Source organism: Mesorhizobium sp. Z1-4 (genome assembly GCF_004000235.1).
Taxonomy (GTDB): domain Bacteria; phylum Pseudomonadota; class Alphaproteobacteria; order Rhizobiales; family Rhizobiaceae; genus RCIO01.
In genome coordinates this window covers 217,177-236,264 of sequence record NZ_RCIO01000004.1, presented here as the reverse complement: position 1 = coordinate 236,264, position 19,088 = coordinate 217,177, and the positions used below count along the sequence as shown (strand labels likewise).

Sequence of the window (19,088 nt, the reverse complement as noted above, 5' to 3'; positions counted from 1 at the left end):
CGAGATGAAACTCAACGAATTGCGCGACCGCGACGGCGCATCCAAATCGCGTAAGCGCGTAGGCCGTGGCATCGGCTCCGGCACCGGCAAGACCGGCGGCCGCGGCGTCAAGGGCCAGAGCTCTCGCTCCGGCGTTGCCATCAACGGCTTCGAAGGCGGCCAGATGCCGGTTTACCGGCGTCTTCCCAAGCGCGGCTTCAAGAACATTTTCGCCAAGGATCTCAACATCGTATCCCTGGCGCGCGTGCAGCAGGCGATCGATGCCAAGAAGCTCGATGCCAAGAAGCCGGTAACGGCCGAGGCGCTCGTGGAAGCTGGCGTACTGCGCCGCGTTCGCGATGGCGTTCGTGTGCTTGGCGACGGCGAGCTGACGACGAAGGTGGCTTTCGAAGTTGCCGGTGCGTCGAAGTCGGCGGTCGAAAAGATCGAAAAGGCCGGCGGCTCGATCAAGCTCCCGGAAGCCAAGGCGGCCGAGTGAGCGGCATCTTGCCAGGCTCGATCGCACGCACTTCTCACCAGAAATTCACACAAGCCGCGGCTTTCGCGGCTTGCATCCGGCCCGGCCGAGCCCTATCTCGGGGCTTCGGCCGCGCGCCGCTTATCGTGGCCTGATCACGCGGAGACCGACCGATGGCTTCGGCTGCTGAACAACTTGCCGCCAATCTCAATTTCTCTGCCTTTGCGAAGGCAGAGGATCTCAAGAAACGCATCTGGTTCACCCTAGGCGCTTTGCTGGTCTACCGGCTTGGTACCTATATCCCGATGCCAGGCATCAATCCCGATGCTTTCGCACAGGCGTTCCAGCAGCAGTCGGGCGGCGTGCTCGGCATGTTCAACATGTTTGCCGGCGGTGCCGTCGAGCGCATGGCGATCTTTGCGCTCGGCATCATGCCGTACATTTCCGCCTCCATCATCATGCAGCTGATGACGTCGGTCGTGCCGACGCTCGAACAGCTCAAGAAAGAAGGCGAGCAGGGCCGCAAGGTCATCAACCAGTATACGCGGTACGGCACCGTGCTCCTGGCGACCGTTCAGGCCTATGGCATTGCCGTCGGGCTTGAAAGCGGGTCCGGCATCGTGGCCGATCCAGGCTGGTTCTTCCGCGTTTCGGCGGTAATCACGCTTGTCGGCGGCACCATGTTCCTGATGTGGCTCGGCGAGCAGATCACGGCGCGCGGTATCGGCAACGGCATTTCGCTGATCATCTTCGCCGGCATTGTGGCGGGTCTCCCGTCAGCTATCTCGGGTACGCTCGAGCTTGGCCGCACCGGAGCGCTGTCGACCGGCATCATCCTGGCCATCATCGTGCTGGCAATCGTCGTTATCGGTGTGATTGTGTTCTTCGAGCGGGCGCAGCGCCGGCTGCTGATCCAGTATCCGAAGCGCCAGGTCGGCAACCGCATGTTCCAGGGCGATACCTCGCATCTGCCGCTGAAGCTCAACACGGCCGGCGTCATCCCGCCGATCTTTGCATCGTCGCTGCTGCTCCTGCCCGCGACCGTGGCCGGTTTCTCCGACACCTCCACATTGCCGACCTGGGCTGCCAGCATTCTTGCCGCGCTTGGACACGGCCAGCCGATCTACATGCTGCTCTATGCCGCCATGATCGCGTTTTTCGCCTTCTTCTATACCGCCATCGTGTTCAACCCGAAGGACACGGCGGATCAGCTCAAGAAGCATTCGGGCTTCATTCCGGGTTACCGTCCGGGTGAGCGCACGGCCGAATATATCGACTATGTGCTGACGCGCATCACGGTCGTCGGGGCGATCTATCTGGTGATCGTGTGCCTGCTGCCCGAGTTTCTGATTTCGGCCACCGGCGTTCCTTTCTATCTCGGCGGTACTTCTCTGCTGATCGTCGTCAGCGTAACGCTCGACACCGTGGCGCAGGTTCAGGGCCATCTGATCGCGCATCAGTATGAAGGGCTGATCAAGAAGTCGAAACTTCGCGGGGGTAAAAGAGGGCGATGAGGCTGATACTGCTTGGCCCGCCAGGTGCGGGTAAGGGGACTCAAGCACAGCGACTGGTCGAAAAACACGGCATCCCGCAGCTCTCCACCGGAGACATGCTGCGGGCGGCCGTTGCCGCGCAAACAGAGGTCGGCAAACGCGCCAAGGCCGTTATGGATGCTGGAGAGCTCGTTTCCGACGAAATCGTGAATGCGATTGTCGCCGAACGCATCGATCAGGCGGATGCCGCGAAAGGCTTCATTCTCGACGGTTACCCGCGCACGCTGGCCCAGGCGGATGCCGTCGGCGCCATGCTGAACAAGCGCGGTGCCGAACTCGACGCTGTTGTCGAGCTTGTCGTCGATGACAAGGCACTGGTCGGCCGAATCCTGAAGCGGGCGGCTGACGCCAAGGCTGCCGGCCAGCCGGTCCGCAAGGACGACAATGCCGAAGTCTTCGATGAGCGGCTGCGCGAATACTACAAGAAGACCGCCCCGCTGATCGGCTACTATTATGCCAAGGGCAAGCTTGTCGGGGTCGATGGTATGGCGACCATCGACGAGGTTACGAAAGAGATCGACGGCGTTCTGGCCAAGTTGAGCTAGAGCGGCAGTCGCGGACTTGACAGCGGCGGGATTCCGGACTATCGCGGCCCGTCTTCCAGTCAGAACGAATGTGAAGCTGCCCGAAAGGGTGTTTCGCTGATTTTGCATTGAAGATGCCCGCATGGGCCGGCCTCCACCGGACGCGGGTTCAACGAAGCGCCGGGTTTCCCGGCATAAATGGAGACGAGAGAATGGCTCGTATTGCCGGCGTCAATCTGCCGACCAACAAGCGCGTTGTGATTGCGCTTCAATATATCCACGGTATCGGACCGAAATTCGCGTCCGAGATCATCACCAAAGCCAACATTCCCGCAGAGCGGCGTGTCAACGAACTGACCGACGCCGAAGCGCTGCAGATGCGCGAGATTATCGACCGCGACTATAAGGTCGAAGGCGACCTTCGCCGCGAAGTGTCGATGAACATCAAGCGTCTCATGGATCTTGGTTGCTACCGCGGTCTGCGGCATCGCCGCTCGCTGCCGGTTCGCGGTCAGCGTACGCACACCAATGCGCGCACCCGCAAGGGCCCGGCCAAGGCGATCGCCGGCAAGAAGAAGTAAGTTGGGGGAGTAGGGGAGTAAGGCAGTAGGGCAGTATGTTTTCGGTCGAGGACGGCCACAAAGACGAACATACTCCCCTACTGCCCTATTCCCTTACTGCCTTAACCAAGGTGTAGCCGCTGGAGTTACGGCGGCGCTGATATCGATTGAAAGGACCATCATGGCCAAAGAAGCCACACGCGTACGCCGCCGCGAACGCAAGAACATTTCCACCGGCGTCGCGCATGTCTCGTCGACGTTCAACAACACCATGATCACCATCACCGATGCACAGGGCAATGCGATTGCCTGGTCGTCGGCCGGTGCTCAGGGTTTCAAGGGATCGCGCAAGTCGACGCCGTTCGCGGCGCAGATGGCCGCCGAGGATTGCGCCAAGAAGGCGCAGGAGCACGGCATGCGCACGCTCGAGGTCGAGGTCAGCGGACCCGGTTCGGGTCGTGAGTCGGCACTGCGCGCCCTGCAGGCCGCCGGTTTCACCATCACCTCGATCCGTGATGTGACGCCGATCCCGCACAATGGTTGCCGCCCGCGCAAAAAGCGCCGTGTATAACCCAGAGATTTGAAACTGCCGCGCGAGCTTCCCGCGGCATGATGCCGAAGCAGTATATTCGGGTCATGCGAAGTAAAGACGCTCCTCCACGGCTTTCCAGGACGCCCGCCACGATTGGATGGTGGCGGGGAAACGGAAGGATGACAGAATGATCCAGAAGAACTGGCAGGAACTGATCAAGCCCAACAAGATCGATTTCCAGTCGAAGGGCAACACGACGACGGTCGTCGCCGAACCGCTCGAACGCGGCTTCGGTCTGACGCTCGGCAACGCGCTGCGCCGCGTTCTGCTTTCGTCGCTGCGCGGTGCCGCGGTGACTGCGGTGCAGATCGATGGCGTGCTGCACGAGTTCTCTTCGATTTCGGGCGTGCGTGAAGACGTCACCGACATCGTGCTCAACATCAAGGAAATCGCCATCCGCATGGAAGGCGACGGACCGAAGCGCATGGTTGTGCGCAAGCAGGGCCCGGGTCAGGTGACTGCGGGCGATATCCAGACCGTCGGCGATGTCGAAATCCTCAACCCCGACCACGTGATCTGCACGCTGGACGAGGGCGCTGAAATCCGCATGGAGTTCACGGTCAACAACGGCAAGGGTTATGTCCCGGCAGACCGCAACCGCGCCGAAGACGCGCCGATCGGCCTCATCCCGGTCGACAGCCTTTATTCGCCGGTCAAGAAGGTCTCCTACAAAGTCGAAAACACCCGTGAGGGCCAGGTTCTCGACTATGACAAGCTGACCATGTCGATCGTGACCAACGGCGCCATCTCCGGCGAGGACGCGGTGGCTTTCGCTGCTCGCATCCTGCAGGATCAGCTCGGCCTCTTCGTGAACTTCGAAGAGCCGCAGAAGGAACAGCCGGCGGAGCAGGTTACGGAGCTTGCCTTCAATCCGGCACTTCTGAAGAAGGTGGACGAGCTGGAGCTTTCGGTCCGTTCGGCCAACTGCCTGAAGAACGACAACATCGTTTACATCGGAGACCTGATCCAGAAGACGGAAGCCGAGATGCTGCGTACGCCGAATTTCGGTCGCAAGTCGCTCAACGAGATCAAGGAAGTGCTGGCTTCCATGGGCCTTCACCTCGGCATGGAGGTGCAGGACTGGCCGCCGGACAACATCGAAGATCTGGCAAAGCGCTACGAAGACCAGTATTGAACGGTGAATAGTGAGTGGTGAGTAGTGAATAGGATTATTGGAACGTCTGTTCCCCATTCACCATTTCTCCATTCGCCATTCGCGAATTGAAAAACCGGGCGCCTTGCGCCGAATTCTAGGAGAAAGCCAATGCGTCACGGAAAATCCGGTCGTCGGCTGAACCGCACCGCCAGCCACCGCAAGGCCCTGTTCGTGAACATGGCCGCGTCGCTGATCGAGCATGAACAGATCACCACCACGCTGCCCAAGGCCAAGGAGCTTCGGCCGATCGTGGAGAAGCTGGTCACGCTCGGAAAGCGCGGCGACCTGCATGCGCGCCGCCAGGTGATCGCCAGGATCGGTTCGGCGGAGCTTGCGAAGCGCCTGATCGAAACCATTGCGCCGCGTTATGCGACCCGCAATGGCGGCTACACCCGCATCATGAAGGCCGGTTTCCGCCATGGCGACAATGCGCCGATGGCAGTGATCGAATTCGTGGACCGCGACACTGCAGCCAAGGGCGCTGCCGACCGTGCGCGCCTCGAGGCCGAGGATACGCCGAGCGAAGCCGAAGCCGCGTAATTTCGCGTTTGGACCGAACGGTAATGCGAAGGGCCCTGCGGGGCCCTTTTTCTTGCTTGTTGCCGAAATTAGCTAAAACAGCTAAATTAAGTGCATGAACTCGATGACCGCATCAGACGCGAAGAACAAATTCGGGCAGCTGCTTGAACTCGCCCGTTCCGGGCCTGTGCGTATCCAGAAGCAAGGCCGCGATGTCGCAATCGTGCTTTCTCCGGATGAGTTTCGCCGAATAGCCGAGGCTGCCGGCGGGTCCGTTAACCCGCTGGTGGAGAAGCTGCATGCGGAGAGCGCATCGCGGTGGGCCAAGGTCTACGAAGCGCTCGCCAAATAGCCGTGATCTATGTCGGTCTCGATGATGCTCTGTTTATTCACCGCGAGCAGCTTCGATTGTTCGGCGGTGCGCGAGGGATTCGCGACCTTGGACTTGTCGAGCCGGCGCTTCTGAGGCCGCAGACCGGCTATTATGGCGACACGATCGAAGAGGCTGCAGCGCTGTGGGAAAGCTTGGCTATGAACCACGGCTTCATCGACGGCAACAAGCGCGTCGGGTTCGCCTGCATGGACATATTTCTCGGGCTGAACGGCAAGCGGCTCGAATGCGACCCGGACGATGTGATCCGCTTCATCTATCACCACCTTGAAGCCGGAACGTTCAACAAAGACGTTCTGGACAGCTGGCTGCGACAGCATGTTCGATAGCTCGGCCATTTGTTTTGCACATTCGCGGCAAAAATGGCATCCGCTTCGCTGAAGAGGATTCCCGCCATGCGCAGACTGTCGTCATTCTTCGCCGCCTTCCTTGCCCTGGCCGTCGTCGCCGCGCTGATGGCGCTGCCATTGAAGGCGGAGGAAACTCCAGCGCAGGACCTGGGCTCGATCCTGACCGACTTGCTGCGCGGCGGGCTCGATACCGGAGAGCCGCATAGGCGATTGCCGTTCGGGCGCAGCGAGATGCAGCTCTCTTTCGCACCGCTGGTCGCGGAGACAGCGCCAGCCGTGGTCAATGTCTATGCGTCGGCGCAAGTGAGCGCACGGCCTTCGCCGTTTCTTTCCGACCCGTTTTTCGAGCATTTCTTCGGGCAACAAATGCCGCCGCGCGTCCAGTCATCGCTGGGTTCGGGCGTCATTGTCGACGAAAGCGGGCTCGTGGTGACGAATTTCCACGTCATACGGGGGGCGGACGAGGTGAAAGTGGCCATGTCCGACGGCCGCGAATTCGCCAGCACTATTTTGCTCAAGGACGAATCGCTCGATCTCGCGGTGCTCAAGATCGAAGGCGACCAACCGTTCCCGACGGTGGGGATAGGCGATTCCGACGCACTTCTGGTCGGCGACCTGGTGCTGGCAATCGGCAACCCGTTCGGGGTCGGCCAAACAACGACAAGCGGCATCGTTTCGGCGGTCGCCCGAACCCATATCGGGATCTCGGATTTCGGCTTTTTCATCCAGACGGACGCAGCGATCAATCCGGGCAATTCCGGCGGTGCGCTGATCAACATGGCGGGCGAGCTCGTCGGCATCAATACGGCGATCTACAGCCGCAGCGGCGGCTCCATAGGCATCGGTTTTGCAATTCCGGCCAACATGGTGCGCGCGGTTGTCGCTTCCGCGCAGGGCGGCAGCGACTTCTTCGAAAGGCCCTGGATCGGTGCGAATTTCGAGGCCGTGGACGCGCAGATGGCGGAAGCGCTCGGAATGCCGCGTCCCACCGGGGCGCTTGTGTCGGATATCTATCCCGGCAGCCCCGCCGAGATTGCCGGTATGCGGCCGGGCGATGTGGTTCTGGCTATGAATGCAACCCGCATCGAGCATCCCGACGCGCTTGATTACCGGCTTGCGACACGTCCGATCGGCGCCGAGATTTCACTGACGTTGTTGCGGCAGGGCGAGGAGATTCCTGTCGCGCTTGAATTGATGCGCGCGCCGGAAGGTGCGGCGGCGGCCGAGGTCGTGATCGAAGGCAATTCGCCCTTCGCGGGAGCCAAGGTGGCGGCGTTGTCGCCGCGCCTTGCGCAGCGGCTCAGAGTTGCAGGCCGCACGGAAGGCGTGGCGATTGTCGATATCGACCGGTCCTCCGCCGCCGCGCAGTTCGGGTTTCAGCCGGGCGACATCGTTCGTGACGTTAACGGCATTGCGATCGACAGCGCGGAAACACTGGCGAGAGCGGCCGGCGAGGAAACGCGCTGGTGGCGGTTCACGATAGAGCGCAACGGTCAAACGTTCCGCCAGGTATTGCGGTTCTGAGCGGCCATGGCCGATCTGTTTGGCGCTTCCGACAGCCCAGCCGATGCCGGTGCATCCGGTGCTCGTCCGCTTGCCGACCGCTTGCGTCCTGCAAAGCTGGGTGAGGTTGTCGGTCAGGAACATCTGACCGGGCCGGATGGCGCGCTGACGCGCATGATCGCTTCCGGCTCGCTGGGTTCGCTGGTTTTCTGGGGGCCGCCAGGTACCGGCAAGACAACCGTTGCGCGGTTGCTTGCCGGCGAAACCGACCTCGCGTTCGAACAGATTTCGGCGATCTTTTCCGGCGTAGCCGATCTGAAGAAGGTGTTTGAAGCGGCGCGCCTGCGGCACCGCAACGGCCGCCAGACGCTGCTTTTCGTGGACGAGATTCACCGCTTCAATCGCGCTCAGCAGGACGGTTTCTTGCCAGTCATGGAGGACGGTACGGTCATTCTGGTCGGCGCGACGACCGAAAACCCGTCCTTCGAGCTCAATGCTGCGCTTTTGTCGCGGGCGCGCGTCTTGTCGTTCAAGCCGCTGGAAGCCGCAAGCCTGGCTCTTCTGCTGGAACGCGCCGAAACAACGGTCGGTAGACCGCTGCCGCTCGACTATGCGGCGAGGGCGGTTCTGATCCGGATGGCCGATGGCGACGGGCGGGCCATACTGACACTGGCCGAAGAGGTGTGGCGCGCTGCGCGCGTAGGCGAGACATTCGACGCCGAGGCGCTGCAGCGCATCGTTCAGCGCCGCGCGCCGGTCTACGACAAGGGCCAGGATGGCCACTACAATCTGATCTCGGCGCTGCACAAGGCCGTGCGCGGTTCCGACCCCGATGCCGCGCTCTATTATCTGGCGCGCATGTTCGATGCGGGCGAGGCGCCGCTGTTTCTGGGGCGGCGGCTGGTGCGCATGGCGGTGGAAGATATCGGTCTTGCCGACCCGCAGGCGCTGGTCATCGCCAACGCTGCGAAGGACGCCTACGATTTTCTCGGGTCGCCCGAGGGTGAACTGGCGCTCGCACAAGCCTGCATCTACCTGGCGACCGCGCCCAAATCCAACGCAGCATACACGGCCTACAAAGCATCCATGGCCGCTGCGAAGGAGCACGGTTCACTCTTGCCGCCCCGCCACATTCTCAATGCACCGACAAAGCTTATGAAGTCAGAAGGTTACGGATCGGGCTATCAGTACGACCACGACCAGCCGGACGCGTTTTCGGGACAGGATTATTTTCCGGAGGCCATGGGACGGCGGCGGTTCTACGAGCCGCCGGATCGCGGCTTCGAGCGCGAAATCCGCAAACGGCTCGACTATTGGGACAAGTTGCGGAACGAGCGCAAATCAGCGGCCAGGGATAGTGGCGAGCCCGAGCAGAGCTGATTTGCCATCGGTGGCCTTTCGGCGCCATGCGCCTTCCGCTATCAGGGAGCCATGTATCATTTGCTCATCGTCGCCGCCGGCGGCGCTATCGGCGCTGCAATGCGCCACCTGGTGGGCATGGCTGCCCTTCGCTGGGCGGGGCCGGCTTTCCCCTGGGGTACACTCACGGTCAATCTGGCCGGTTCCTTCCTCATGGGCGTGCTGATAGAGCTGTTGGCGCGCAAGGCCGGTGTTTCCCCGGAAGTGAGGCTCTTCGCCGCAACCGGCGTTCTGGGCGGTTTCACGACCTTTTCGGCCTTTTCACTGGACGTGGTGGTGTTATGGGAACGCGGTGCGCTGTTGGCAGCCGCCGGCTACACGCTGGTTAGTGTCGTGGGTGCCGTTGCGGCGCTGTTCGCTGGGCTGGCGATCGTGCGCGCGCTGGCTTGAGCGCAACGAATTTTCCGGAACCGAGTAAGACATGGCCGGTGTAGAGCAGATCAAAGTCGCCGACGACGAGGCAAACATGCGCCTCGACCGGTGGTTCAAGGTTCATTATCCGGGTCTCGGCTTTGGCCGCCTCCAGAAACTGCTTCGGTCGGGACAGGTGCGGGTCGATGGCGGGCGCGTCAAAACCGACACGCGGCTGGATCCCGGCCAGACCGTGCGCGTGCCGCCGCTCGACACGGACCGCAATACCGGACCGCTGACCCCACGCTCGATTGCCAACAAGGACGACGCAGACGCGCTGTCGCAGCTACTGCTCCACGAAGACGATAAAGTGCTCGTTTTCAACAAGCCGCCTGGGCTCGCGGTGCAGGGAGGTTCGGGCATTGTGCGCAGCGTCGACCAGATGCTGGAGGCCTGGCGCAACAGAAAAGGCGAGAAGCCGCGGCTGGTGCACCGGCTCGACCGCGACACGTCGGGCGTTCTCGTCGTTGCCCGCACGCGGCAGGCGGCGATGCGGCTTGCCGAATCCTTCCGTACGCGGGAAACGAAGAAGACATACTGGGCGCTGGTAAAGGGCGTTCCCGCCAGGAAAACCGGCAAGATCTCCAACTGGCTGGTCAAGGAGCCGACGCCTGACGGCGACCGCATGCGCGTCGCGAAACACGGCGAGACGGGAGCAGATCACGCGGTTTCATACTACCGGGTGGTGGATCAGGCAGGGCAGGCGCTCTCCTGGCTCGAAATGGAACCCTATACGGGCCGCACTCACCAGTTGCGCGTTCACGCGGTTTCGATTGGCTGCCCAATCATCGGTGACCCGAAATATTTCGAGGCCGACCAGAACTGGGAATTTCCAGGCGGTATCCAGAAGCGCCTGCATCTTCATGCGCGGCGCATCGTCATCCCGCATCCGGGATCGGGTACCATCGACGTTACGGCGCCTTTGCCCGGGCACATGGTGCAAAGCTGGAACCTGCTCGGTTTCGACGAAACGAGCGCTGAGGACGAACAATGAGCGTGGTTTCGCCGACACTCGACAAGCGGGACGCAATCGACGCTTTCGCCGCTGGCATGATGATCGTGCTCACCCTGACCTGGGGCCTCAACCAGGTTGCGATCAAGATATCCAACGAAGGCTACAATCCGGTTTTCCTGACCGTAGCGCGCTCCAGCATAGCTGCCGTGCTGGTTTTTGCCTGGTGCCGGTTGCGTGGCATAAGGCTTTTCGAGAACGACGGGACGTTGTGGCCGGGGATAATCGTCGGCGCCATGTTCGGCCTCGAGTTCATCCTTATCTTTTTCGGGCTCGACTTCACCACGGCCGCACGCGGAACGCTGATGGTCAACACAATGCCGTTCTGGGTGCTGATCGGCGCGCATTTCCTGCTGGGAGAGCGCATGACGCGGGTCAAATTCGGCGGCCTGCTGCTGGCATTCTGCGGCGTGGTACTGGTGTTTTCCGACGAACTCAGCCTGCCTGATGCCGCAGCGCTGAAAGGCGATTTCATGCTGCTGGCCGCGGGACTTCTCTGGGGCGGCACGACACTCGTCATCAAACGCACCAGCCTGGCTGAAGCCAGTGCCGAAAAAACGCTTCTGTACCAGCTGCTGGTATCGGCCCTGGTGTCGGCGCCGCTTATCCCGCTCGCCGGGCCGGTGTTGCGGGACGTGACAGCGATGGCAACCGCCTCGCTGCTCTACCAGGCTGTTTTTGTTGTCGCGTTCACCTATGTGCTTTGGTTCTGGCTGATGCGCCGTTATCCGGCGTCGGGGCTTTCGAGCTTTACCTTTCTGAGCCCCGTATTTGGCGTGCTCGGCGGCGGCCTGCTCTTGGGCGAACCGCTCTCCTGGCGCATTTTCGCCGCGCTGACGATGATCGCCGCGGGTCTGGTGCTGGTGAACCGGCCCGTGCGGCGCGGCCAACCGGGCTGAAACGATCGGATACGAACATGCGTGATCTTCTCAACGATCTCGAGGCCGGCAGGGCGGCGCAGCGCGACCCGAACGAAGCTGCGCGGGAGTCCATGCGCGTCCAGCTGCCGAAACGCTTTTACAAGGTGGCGGGTTTCGAGGCCGAAGACGCCGGATTTTCCGTTCGGCTGGACGGCAAGCAGGTCCGCACGCCGGGCCGCAAACCGCTCATTTTGCCGACGGCTGGCGCTGCGAGACTGGTTGCCGGTGAGTTTGACGCCCAAGGCGAGAAAATCGATCCGATGACCATGCCGGCCACGCGGCTGGTCAATACCGCGATTGACGGCGTTGCTAACGACGTGCAGGCGGTGCTTGAGGACATCTTGCGCTACGCATCTTCCGATCTCATCTGTTATCGGGCCGACACACCTCAGGAACTGGTCCAACGTCAGGGGGATGCGTGGGACCCCGTGCTCGACTGGTTGCAAGGCCTGCTCGGTGCACGTTTCATCCTGGCGGAAGGGGTGATGCCGGTTGAGCAGCCGCGCGAGACCATAGCCGTTCTGGGTGCCTATCTCGCCCAAAGGCGGGAGCCGTTCAGGATTGCGGCACTGCATGTCATGACATCGCTGATGGGTTCGGCGCTGCTTGCGCTCGCCGTTGATGCCGGGGAGCTCGACGTCGAGCGCGCCTGGACGGCAGCCCATATCGATGAGGACTGGAATACAGAACAGTGGGGCGAAGACACCGAAGCGGCTTCGCGCCGTGCGCAGCGTCTTCTGGAAATGCGGGCCGCAGGTGCGCTTGTGGCGACGCTCGACGCGTCGTAATCCGGCGCAAACCCTTGTGAGCTTTGCCCGCCCGGCATTTCATCCGTCGGTGAAACCCCTTAGGCTCCTTGCATGAGCGAATCAAAAGCAATGATCCTGGGCGCTGCGGGCAAGCGTCTGTCAACCGAAGAAATCGCATTCTACCATGGCGAAAAACCGTGGGGATTCATTCTCTTCGCGCGCAATATTGAGACGGCAGATCAAGTCCGCTCCCTGGTCGCGGAAATGCGCACCGCGGTCGGGCGGGCCGATGCGCCGGTTTTCATCGACCAGGAGGGTGGGCGCGTGCAGCGGCTGCGGCCGCCTCTGGCGCCGAACTACCCGCCCGCGGCCGAGCTCGGTGCGCTTTATGCGCGTGATCCGGAGGCCGGTTTGCGCTCCGCATGGCTAATGGCGCGTCTGCATGCGTTTGACCTATTGCGGCTGGGCATCACGGCGGACTGCCTTCCGGTGCTCGACGTACCGACGGAGGGCGCGCATGACGTGATCGGGAACCGCGCCTATGGGCGCACGCCGGAATCGGTAACTGCTCTTGGAAGAGCCATGGCGGACGGTTTGCTCGCCGGCGGTGTATTGCCGGTCATGAAGCACATTCCGGGTCACGGTCGGGCAGGGGCCGACACGCACCACGAACTGCCCCGCGTCGATGCTTCACTGGAAGAGCTCGAAACGCGTGATTTCGCACCGTTCAGGGCGCTTGCCGACCTGCCATTCGCGATGACGGCACATGTCGTTTACTCGGCGATCGACGGAATGATGCCGGCCACAACGTCCCGCGTCATTGTCGAAGATGTCATTCGTGGCCATATCGGGTTCGATGGCCTTCTTATGAGCGATGATGTTTCGATGCAGGCGCTTTCTGGGGATTTCAGGGATCGCACGGATGCAATCTTCGCCGCCGGATGCGATGTCATTCTGCATTGCAACGGCGTGATGGAGGAAATGCAGCAAGTGGCGGCGATGACCCCGGCTCTGAAAGACAAGGCCGAAACCCGGGCCAATCGGGCGCTGCTGCGGCGCGAATTGCCGGATACGGTGGAAGAAACCGCCGCGCGTGAAGAGTTTTCGGCGCTGACCGGCATTTCGGTCGAGGCGGCTTGAGGCTGCGGCTGTGAGCGCCCCGGCGACAAAGACAGGCGGGTCCAAGGCGCCGATGGAGGCGATCTGGACCAATGAAGAGGAGCGGACCGCCAGTGATCCGCTGCTTCATGTCGATGTCGAAGGTTTTGAAGGGCCGCTCGATCTCCTCCTGCATCTGGCGCGCAACCAGAAGGTAGATCTGGCGCGCATTTCGGTTCTGGCGCTGGCCGAGCAGTACATTTCTTTCATCGAGCGTGCGCGCGAGCTCCGGCTCGAACTGGCAGCCGACTATCTGGTTATGGCGGCGTGGCTCGCCTACCTCAAATCGCGGCTGCTCATTCCCGAACAGGCCAGCAACGACGGCGAGAGCGGCGAAGAGATGGCGGCGTTGCTGCAGTTCCGCCTGAAACGCCTCGAGGCCATGCGCGAGGCGGCGTCCAGGCTGGTCAACCGCAACCGGCTTGGCCGGGATTTTTTCGGGCGCGGCGATCCGGAACATGTGATTGTCGACCGTCGCAACGAATATTCGGGCACGCTCTACGACCTGCTGACGGCATACGCCTCGTTGCGTCAGCGGCAGGCTGTAACCAATGTTCGCATCGAAAAGCGCGGTGTCTGGTCTCTCAAGGATGCCCGCCAGGTTCTGTCACGCATGATCGGCACACTGCGCGACTGGACGGCGCTCGACAGCTTCCTGCTCGAATATCTCAGCCTGCCCGGCGAGCGCGCCACCGTACTCGCCAGCTCGTTCGCCGCTACGCTGGAGATGGTGCGCGAGGGTACGCTGGAAATCAAACAACAGGATGCATTTGCACCTCTTTTCATGCGCAACAAGGCCGACAAGGCAGCAATGGCCGGAGTGGAAACATGAGTGAAGGCGAAACCGCGGAAGTCGTGGAATTCGAGCAGGACAACAACGCTGCCGGCCAACACGCAGACAATCCTGCGTTGCGTCTGCATATGGCCGAAGCGGTGCGCATGGCCGAGGCTATCGTCTTCGCCTCGGCGGAGCCGGTCAGCGAAAAGACCCTTGTCTCGCGGCTGCCGGATGGCATCGCCGTGCCGGCAGTGATGGACGAACTCACCGAAATCTACGCCAAGCGCGGCGTCAATCTGGTGAAGGTCGGTGACAGCTGGGCATTCCGCACTGCAGGAGATCTGGCCTTCCTGATGAACCGCGAGGCGGTGCAGCAGAGGCGGCTGTCGCGGGCGGCACTCGAAGTGATGGCGATCATCGCCTACCACCAGCCGGTTACGCGCGCCGAAATCGAGGAAATCCGCGGTGTCGAGACGTCCAAGGGTACGCTCGATACGCTGCTCGAAACCGAGTGGGTCCGTATGCGCGGCCGCCGCCGCACGCCGGGCCGCCCGGTCACCTACGGGACAACGGAGCATTTTCTCGATCATTTCGGGTTGCCGGAGCTGCGCGACTTGCCGGGCATCGATGAACTCAAGGGGGCAGGGCTCCTCTCGTCGCGCATGCCATCCAATTTCAGCGTGCCGCAGCCTCCGGCCAATACGGACGGTCTCGCCGATGACGAGGATGAGCTGACTGATATCGACCTGGAAGAGCTCGGCCTGTTGACTCCCCGCGTGGAGGATGATTGACCCGTCCCGCGCCCCGCACTGAGGGGCGGACGGAAGAGGTCGATGCAAGGCGAAACACACCTGGCCCAGCGCGTTACCGCCGGCGTCACCTTCGCTGCGCGGCTTTCGTTCGAGGATATTCATCACAGCTACGGGCCCGACGCTGTAACGCTGCGCGGCATCACGCTTTCGGCTGAGCCAGGCGAAGTGTTGTGTCTACTCGGGCCGTCGGGCTCCGGTAAAACGACCCTGCTGAGGATAGCCGCCGGTATCGAGGCGCAGACGTCCGGCCGGGTGCTGCTCAATGACCGCGAAATTGCCGGCCCGGATGCGTTCCTTCCGCCTGAAAAACGGTCCATCGGCCTGGTATTTCAGGACTTCGCGCTGTTTCCGCATCTTTCCATCGTCGACAATGTGCGCTTCGGCCTGACCGCGCTCTCGAAGACGGAAAGCCGCAGGGAGGCACTGATCGCGCTCGAACGTGTCGGTCTTGCCGGTTATGCGGACAGTTTTCCGCATGTGCTGTCGGGCGGCGAGCAGCAGCGTGTCGCGCTGGCGCGCGCCATGGCGCCGCGGCCTTCGGTGCTGCTGATGGATGAGCCGTTCTCCGGCCTCGATTCGCGTCTGAAAGACAGTGTGCGGGCCGAAACGCTGGCGATTCTCAGGCAAAGCCGCGCCACGGCGATCGTGGTCACGCATGACGCTGAAGAGGCAATGCGGCTGGGCGATCGAATCGCCCTGCTCAAGGGTGGTCGGCTTGTGCAGGCGGGTACGGCGGAGGAGCTCTACGAAAAGCCGCTTGACCTGTTTGCGGCAGGGTTTTTCTCCGAACTCAACGTCTTGCCGGCGCGCGCAAAGGCGGGATCGGTCGAGACGCCGCTCGGCACGTTTGCCGCGCCCGGCCAGGAAGATGGTGCGGTCAACGTTGCAATTCGCCTGTCGGGTTTCGACGTTAGCGAAAGCGGCGGCGCCTTGCAGGCGCGTGTGCGTTCGCGCCGTTTCCTGGGGGTGGTCGAATTGCTGGAGCTTGCCGTTCCGGGCGTCGATACCCCGGTCAGGGCGCGGGTTCGTATCGGCGAATTGCCGGCCCGCAGCCGCGACATATGGATCACGGTGCGCCCTCGCGACGTACTAGTGTTTGAAAGAGACAATGAAAACGCATAGATCAGGTTCAGGGAACCGAAAACCAGAGAGAATTCATCATGGGTAGCTTTTCCATCTGGCACTGGCTGATTGTGCTGGTCGTCGTTTTGCTTCTTTTCGGCCGGGGCAAGATTCCCGAGCTGATGGGTGATATGGCCAAGGGCATCAGGAACTTCCGCAAAGGCATGGCGGACGACGAACAGTCGCCGGAAGACGATGCCAAAACCGTCGAGCACAAGGCCGACGAGCCGGTGCGCTCTGCCAAGCAGAAGGCCGGCAAGTCGTCCTGATCACTTTCGGCGGGAGCATAACAACCGCCACGCTGAAAGCCTGAGTGATGTTTGACATCGGTTGGCCAGAGATGCTCGTGATCGCGGTCGTCCTGATCGTGATCGTGGGGCCAAAGGATTTGCCCGGGATGCTGCGCAATTTCGGGCGAACCACGTCCAAATTGCGGTCGATGGCGGCCGATTTCCGCAAGCAGTTCGACGATGCGCTGAAGGAAGCCGAGCTGGACGACGTCAAAAATCTCGTTGACGACGTTCGCAAGCTCAACCCGGCATCCGACATCAAAAAGGCACTTAATCCGATGCAGAAGGCGGCGGAGGATGTGCGATCGGGCCTTGATGCCGCAATGCGTCCGCAGCCAAAACCGCAGACACCGCCGGCCGGTGCAACTGCCCCTGCATCCTCTCCGGCAGGGAGCGCCGCCAAGCCTGCGGCGGCCGCCAAGCCCGCAGCTAAGGCGGCTGTGAAGCCGGCCGGGAAAAAGGCACCGGCGCGCAAACCCGCAGCGGCAAAGCCTGCGGCCAATGCAACACCAGCCAAGAGCGCAGCGAAGCCCAAGACCTCGACCGGGGCCAAACCGGGCAAATCGGCGAAGGCGACCGTTGCCGGCAAGGGCGGGGCGTCGTCATGAGCAACGAAGACGAAGACATCGAGAAATCATCCGCTCCGCTGATGGAGCACCTGATCGAGCTGCGCCGCCGGCTGATGTGGTCGATCGGCGGGTTCTTCATTGCGTTTCTTGTCTGCTTCTTTTTTGCCAAGCAGCTCTTCAACCTCTTGGTGATTCCGTTCCAGTGGGCGACGCAGTGGGCGGGTCTCGACCCCAGCCAGGTCGAACTCATCTACACCGCGCCGCAGGAGTTCTTCTTCACCCAGATCAAGCTCGGCATGTTTGGCGGCCTTGTGATCGCGTTCCCGCTGATCGCGGCGCAGATCTACAAATTCGTGGCGCCCGGGCTCTACCGCAATGAGCGCGCGGCCTTCCGCCCGTTTCTGATCGCAACGCCCGTCCTGTTTCTGCTGGGCGCTTCGCTGGTCTACTTCTTCTTCACCCCGATGGTGATGTGGTTCTTCCTGTCCATGCAGCAGATCGGGCCGGATCAGGAAATCCAGATATCGCTGCTGCCGAAAGTGTCGGAATATCTCGGTCTGATCATGACCCTGATCTTCTCGTTCGGTCTCGTCTTCCAGCTGCCGGTCGTTACGACGCTGATGGCGCGTGTCGGTCTGGTCACCGCCGACGGCCTTGCCGACAAGCGCAAATATGCGATCGTGTTCGCCTTTGTAACGGCAGCCATCCTGACCCCGCCGGACCCGGTTAGCCAGATCGGCCTTGCGGTCCCGACGATCCTTCTCTACGAGGTCTCGATCTGGCTTGCTCGCCGGACGGAGCGCAAGCGTCAGGAAGCAGAAGCAGCCAAGGACGCCGAACCTTCGGGCGATGAAGAATCGGCGGCGGCGGCGGAATAAGCGTCCTCGTGTAGCCTCGCACCAGCCCGCCCGGGTGGCCGGATATTGCTGACCAAACGCATTGAGTGCACGCCATGCTCGACATCAAATGGATTCGCGAAAACCCCGAAGCTCTTGCCGATGCGCTGGTAAAGCGTGGCTCGGACGGGGATGCGGCGCAGTCCACCGTGGCCGAAATTGTGGGCCTCGACGAAGCACGGCGGACCCATCTGACCGGGCTGCAGCAGAAGCAGGAACGGCGTAACGCCGCGTCGAAGGAAATCGGCAAGGCAATGGGCACGGGCGACAAGGATCTCGCCGAAAAGCTCAAGGCGGAAGTGGCCGCCCTGAAATCCGACCTTCAGGACGGCGAGGCGAAAGAGCGCGAACTCGACAAGGCGCTCAAAGACGCACTCGACGTAGTGCCGAACGTGCCGCTCGACGATGTTCCCGTCGGTGCGGACGAGCACGGCAATGTCGAGGTGCGCCGCCACGGCGAGCCGAAACGCGAGAACTCGTCGAAAGAGCATTACGAAATCGGCGAAGCGCTGGGCGGGATGGATTTCGAGACGGCGGCCAAGCTTTCCGGTTCGCGTTTCACGATCCTCAAGGGGCAGCTTGCGCGGCTTGAGCGCGCCCTCGGCCAGTTCATGCTCGACCTGCATACCACGGAGCATGGCTACACCGAGGTTCAGCCGCCGCTTTTGGTCAATGACGATGCGGCCTATGGCACGGACAAGCTGCCGAAATTCGGGGACGATCTGTTTCGCACCACCGATGGCCGCTGGCTGATCCCGACGGCGGAGGTGCCGCTCACCTATACGGTGGCGAAAGACATCACCGATCAGGACAAGCTGCCGCTTCGAATGACGGCACTCACCGCCTGTTTCCGCTCGGAAGCCGGTTCCGCCGGCAAGGACACGCGCGGCATGCTGCGCCAGCATCAGTTCTACAAGGTGGAGCTGGTGTCGGTCACCGATCAGGAAAGCTCGGTCGCCGAGCACGAGCGCATGACACAATGCGCCGAGGAAGTGCTGAAGCGTCTCGAGTTGCCTTTCCGCACCATGGTGTTGTGCACCGGCGACATGGGCTTCGGGGCGCGCAAGACCTACGATATCGAAGTCTGGCTGCCCGGGCAGAACGCCTATCGTGAAATCTCCTCATGCTCGGTCTGCGGCGATTTCCAGGCCCGGCGCATGGATGCGCGTTACCGCGCGGAAGGCGAGAAGCAGACGAAATTCGTGCACACGCTCAACGGTTCGGGCGTGGCGGTGGGCCGGGCCCTGATAGCGGTCATGGAAAACTATCAAAACCCGGACGGTACTGTCACAGTTCCGCAAGCGCTGCGCCCCTATATGGGCGGGCTGGAAAAAATCGGGGCCTGAA

The 19,088-nt window shown here is 62.0% G+C and carries 23 protein-coding genes; all 23 read left to right on the top strand.

Going from position 1 to position 19,088, the window contains the following annotated elements; translation table 11 throughout:
- Positions 1-4 precede the first annotated feature (4 nt).
- A complete protein-coding gene (gene rplO / locus EP165_RS15695) occupies positions 5-478 on the top strand; it encodes a 50S ribosomal protein L15 (RefSeq protein ID WP_127523770.1) in 474 nt (157 codons plus the stop codon).
- A 152-nt stretch (positions 479-630) separates the two neighbouring features.
- Positions 631-1,971 carry a preprotein translocase subunit SecY gene (gene secY, locus EP165_RS15690; RefSeq protein ID WP_127523769.1) on the top strand — a complete coding sequence of 447 codons (1,341 nt, stop codon included), beginning with the start codon at positions 631-633 and terminating at the stop codon, positions 1,969-1,971.
- Positions 1,968-2,555 carry an adenylate kinase gene (locus EP165_RS15685; protein ID WP_127523768.1) on the top strand — a complete coding sequence of 196 codons (588 nt, stop codon included), beginning with the start codon at positions 1,968-1,970 and terminating at the stop codon, positions 2,553-2,555. Before secY ends, EP165_RS15685 begins: the two co-directional genes overlap by 4 nt.
- A gap of 191 nt (positions 2,556-2,746) precedes the next feature.
- Positions 2,747-3,115 (top strand): 30S ribosomal protein S13, encoded by a 369-nt coding sequence (gene rpsM, locus EP165_RS15680; protein ID WP_127523767.1) that lies wholly within the window; start codon positions 2,747-2,749, stop codon positions 3,113-3,115.
- A 160-nt stretch (positions 3,116-3,275) separates the two neighbouring features.
- Positions 3,276-3,665: a 30S ribosomal protein S11 gene (gene rpsK, locus EP165_RS15675; RefSeq protein ID WP_127523766.1), complete on the top strand. Its 390-nt coding sequence runs from the start codon at positions 3,276-3,278 to the stop codon at positions 3,663-3,665.
- Positions 3,666-3,813: 148 nt separating this feature from the next.
- Entirely contained in the window at positions 3,814-4,821 is a 1,008-nt protein-coding gene (locus EP165_RS15670; protein ID WP_127523765.1) for a DNA-directed RNA polymerase subunit alpha, read from the top strand.
- A 129-nt stretch (positions 4,822-4,950) separates the two neighbouring features.
- A complete protein-coding gene (rplQ, locus tag EP165_RS15665; RefSeq protein ID WP_127523764.1) occupies positions 4,951-5,382 on the top strand; it encodes a 50S ribosomal protein L17 in 432 nt (143 codons plus the stop codon).
- Between the two features lie 103 nt (positions 5,383-5,485).
- Positions 5,486-5,713, top strand: coding sequence for a type II toxin-antitoxin system prevent-host-death family antitoxin (locus tag EP165_RS15660; protein ID WP_206075929.1), 228 nt, complete (start codon positions 5,486-5,488; stop codon positions 5,711-5,713).
- 2 nt (positions 5,714-5,715) lie between these two features.
- The gene (locus tag EP165_RS15655) at positions 5,716-6,081 is read left to right on the top strand and encodes a type II toxin-antitoxin system death-on-curing family toxin (RefSeq protein WP_206075928.1); all 366 of its coding nucleotides are present in this window, start codon (positions 5,716-5,718) and stop codon (positions 6,079-6,081) included.
- A 66-nt stretch (positions 6,082-6,147) separates the two neighbouring features.
- Entirely contained in the window at positions 6,148-7,626 is a 1,479-nt protein-coding gene (locus tag EP165_RS15650; RefSeq protein ID WP_501981684.1) for a DegQ family serine endoprotease, read from the top strand.
- Positions 7,627-7,632: 6 nt separating this feature from the next.
- Positions 7,633-8,985 (top strand): replication-associated recombination protein A, encoded by a 1,353-nt coding sequence (locus EP165_RS15645; protein ID WP_127523761.1) that lies wholly within the window; start codon positions 7,633-7,635, stop codon positions 8,983-8,985.
- 51 nt (positions 8,986-9,036) lie between these two features.
- The gene (gene crcB / locus EP165_RS15640; RefSeq protein WP_127523760.1) at positions 9,037-9,414 is read left to right on the top strand and encodes a fluoride efflux transporter CrcB; all 378 of its coding nucleotides are present in this window, start codon (positions 9,037-9,039) and stop codon (positions 9,412-9,414) included.
- Positions 9,415-9,445: 31 nt separating this feature from the next.
- Positions 9,446-10,429, top strand: coding sequence for an RluA family pseudouridine synthase (locus EP165_RS15635; protein WP_127523759.1), 984 nt, complete (start codon positions 9,446-9,448; stop codon positions 10,427-10,429).
- Positions 10,426-11,346: a DMT family transporter gene (locus EP165_RS15630; protein ID WP_127523758.1), complete on the top strand. Its 921-nt coding sequence runs from the start codon at positions 10,426-10,428 to the stop codon at positions 11,344-11,346. Before EP165_RS15635 ends, EP165_RS15630 begins: the two co-directional genes overlap by 4 nt.
- Positions 11,347-11,363: 17 nt before the next feature.
- Positions 11,364-12,155, top strand: coding sequence for an ATP12 family chaperone protein (locus EP165_RS15625; protein WP_127523757.1), 792 nt, complete (start codon positions 11,364-11,366; stop codon positions 12,153-12,155).
- Positions 12,156-12,227: 72 nt separating this feature from the next.
- Entirely contained in the window at positions 12,228-13,256 is a 1,029-nt protein-coding gene (gene nagZ / locus EP165_RS15620; RefSeq protein ID WP_127523756.1) for a beta-N-acetylhexosaminidase, read from the top strand.
- Between the two features lie 52 nt (positions 13,257-13,308).
- Positions 13,309-14,106 (top strand): segregation and condensation protein A, encoded by a 798-nt coding sequence (locus EP165_RS15615; protein WP_127523810.1) that lies wholly within the window; start codon positions 13,309-13,311, stop codon positions 14,104-14,106.
- On the top strand, positions 14,103-14,843 hold the full coding sequence (gene scpB / locus EP165_RS15610; protein ID WP_127523755.1) for an SMC-Scp complex subunit ScpB: 741 nt from the start codon (positions 14,103-14,105) through the stop codon (positions 14,841-14,843). The genes EP165_RS15615 and scpB overlap by 4 nt, the downstream gene beginning before the upstream one ends.
- Before the next feature lie 42 nt (positions 14,844-14,885).
- A complete protein-coding gene (locus tag EP165_RS15605; RefSeq protein WP_127523754.1) occupies positions 14,886-15,986 on the top strand; it encodes an ABC transporter ATP-binding protein in 1,101 nt (366 codons plus the stop codon).
- Between the two features lie 38 nt (positions 15,987-16,024).
- A complete protein-coding gene (locus EP165_RS15600) occupies positions 16,025-16,255 on the top strand; it encodes a twin-arginine translocase TatA/TatE family subunit (RefSeq protein ID WP_127523753.1) in 231 nt (76 codons plus the stop codon).
- 47 nt (positions 16,256-16,302) lie between these two features.
- Positions 16,303-16,884 carry a Sec-independent protein translocase protein TatB gene (tatB, locus tag EP165_RS15595; RefSeq protein WP_127523752.1) on the top strand — a complete coding sequence of 194 codons (582 nt, stop codon included), beginning with the start codon at positions 16,303-16,305 and terminating at the stop codon, positions 16,882-16,884.
- Positions 16,881-17,723 carry a twin-arginine translocase subunit TatC gene (tatC, locus tag EP165_RS15590; protein ID WP_127523751.1) on the top strand — a complete coding sequence of 281 codons (843 nt, stop codon included), beginning with the start codon at positions 16,881-16,883 and terminating at the stop codon, positions 17,721-17,723. The genes tatB and tatC overlap by 4 nt, the downstream gene beginning before the upstream one ends.
- Positions 17,724-17,797: 74 nt before the next feature.
- Positions 17,798-19,087 (top strand): serine--tRNA ligase, encoded by a 1,290-nt coding sequence (serS, locus tag EP165_RS15585; protein WP_127523750.1) that lies wholly within the window; start codon positions 17,798-17,800, stop codon positions 19,085-19,087.
- Position 19,088: the final 1 nt, after the last annotated feature.

What these genes read in the sequence shown, in the direction of transcription:
- rplO (WP_127523770.1), top strand. Translation starts at nt 5, where the DNA reads ATGAAACTCAACGAATTGCGCGACCGCGACGGCGCATCCAAATCGCGT.
- secY (WP_127523769.1), top strand. Translation starts at nt 631, where the DNA reads ATGGCTTCGGCTGCTGAACAACTTGCCGCCAATCTCAATTTCTCTGCC.
- EP165_RS15685 (WP_127523768.1), top strand. Translation starts at nt 1,968, where the DNA reads ATGAGGCTGATACTGCTTGGCCCGCCAGGTGCGGGTAAGGGGACTCAA.
- rpsM (WP_127523767.1), top strand. Translation starts at nt 2,747, where the DNA reads ATGGCTCGTATTGCCGGCGTCAATCTGCCGACCAACAAGCGCGTTGTG.
- rpsK (WP_127523766.1), top strand. Translation starts at nt 3,276, where the DNA reads ATGGCCAAAGAAGCCACACGCGTACGCCGCCGCGAACGCAAGAACATT.
- EP165_RS15670 (WP_127523765.1), top strand. Translation starts at nt 3,814, where the DNA reads ATGATCCAGAAGAACTGGCAGGAACTGATCAAGCCCAACAAGATCGAT.
- rplQ (WP_127523764.1), top strand. Translation starts at nt 4,951, where the DNA reads ATGCGTCACGGAAAATCCGGTCGTCGGCTGAACCGCACCGCCAGCCAC.
- EP165_RS15660 (WP_206075929.1), top strand. Translation starts at nt 5,486, where the DNA reads ATGACCGCATCAGACGCGAAGAACAAATTCGGGCAGCTGCTTGAACTC.
- EP165_RS15650 (WP_501981684.1), top strand. Translation starts at nt 6,148, where the DNA reads ATGCGCAGACTGTCGTCATTCTTCGCCGCCTTCCTTGCCCTGGCCGTC.
- EP165_RS15645 (WP_127523761.1), top strand. Translation starts at nt 7,633, where the DNA reads ATGGCCGATCTGTTTGGCGCTTCCGACAGCCCAGCCGATGCCGGTGCA.
- crcB (WP_127523760.1), top strand. Translation starts at nt 9,037, where the DNA reads ATGTATCATTTGCTCATCGTCGCCGCCGGCGGCGCTATCGGCGCTGCA.
- EP165_RS15635 (WP_127523759.1), top strand. Translation starts at nt 9,446, where the DNA reads ATGGCCGGTGTAGAGCAGATCAAAGTCGCCGACGACGAGGCAAACATG.
- EP165_RS15630 (WP_127523758.1), top strand. Translation starts at nt 10,426, where the DNA reads ATGAGCGTGGTTTCGCCGACACTCGACAAGCGGGACGCAATCGACGCT.
- EP165_RS15625 (WP_127523757.1), top strand. Translation starts at nt 11,364, where the DNA reads ATGCGTGATCTTCTCAACGATCTCGAGGCCGGCAGGGCGGCGCAGCGC.
- nagZ (WP_127523756.1), top strand. Translation starts at nt 12,228, where the DNA reads ATGAGCGAATCAAAAGCAATGATCCTGGGCGCTGCGGGCAAGCGTCTG.
- EP165_RS15615 (WP_127523810.1), top strand. Translation starts at nt 13,309, where the DNA reads ATGGAGGCGATCTGGACCAATGAAGAGGAGCGGACCGCCAGTGATCCG.
- scpB (WP_127523755.1), top strand. Translation starts at nt 14,103, where the DNA reads ATGAGTGAAGGCGAAACCGCGGAAGTCGTGGAATTCGAGCAGGACAAC.
- EP165_RS15605 (WP_127523754.1), top strand. Translation starts at nt 14,886, where the DNA reads ATGCAAGGCGAAACACACCTGGCCCAGCGCGTTACCGCCGGCGTCACC.
- EP165_RS15600 (WP_127523753.1), top strand. Translation starts at nt 16,025, where the DNA reads ATGGGTAGCTTTTCCATCTGGCACTGGCTGATTGTGCTGGTCGTCGTT.
- tatB (WP_127523752.1), top strand. Translation starts at nt 16,303, where the DNA reads ATGTTTGACATCGGTTGGCCAGAGATGCTCGTGATCGCGGTCGTCCTG.
- tatC (WP_127523751.1), top strand. Translation starts at nt 16,881, where the DNA reads ATGAGCAACGAAGACGAAGACATCGAGAAATCATCCGCTCCGCTGATG.
- serS (WP_127523750.1), top strand. Translation starts at nt 17,798, where the DNA reads ATGCTCGACATCAAATGGATTCGCGAAAACCCCGAAGCTCTTGCCGAT.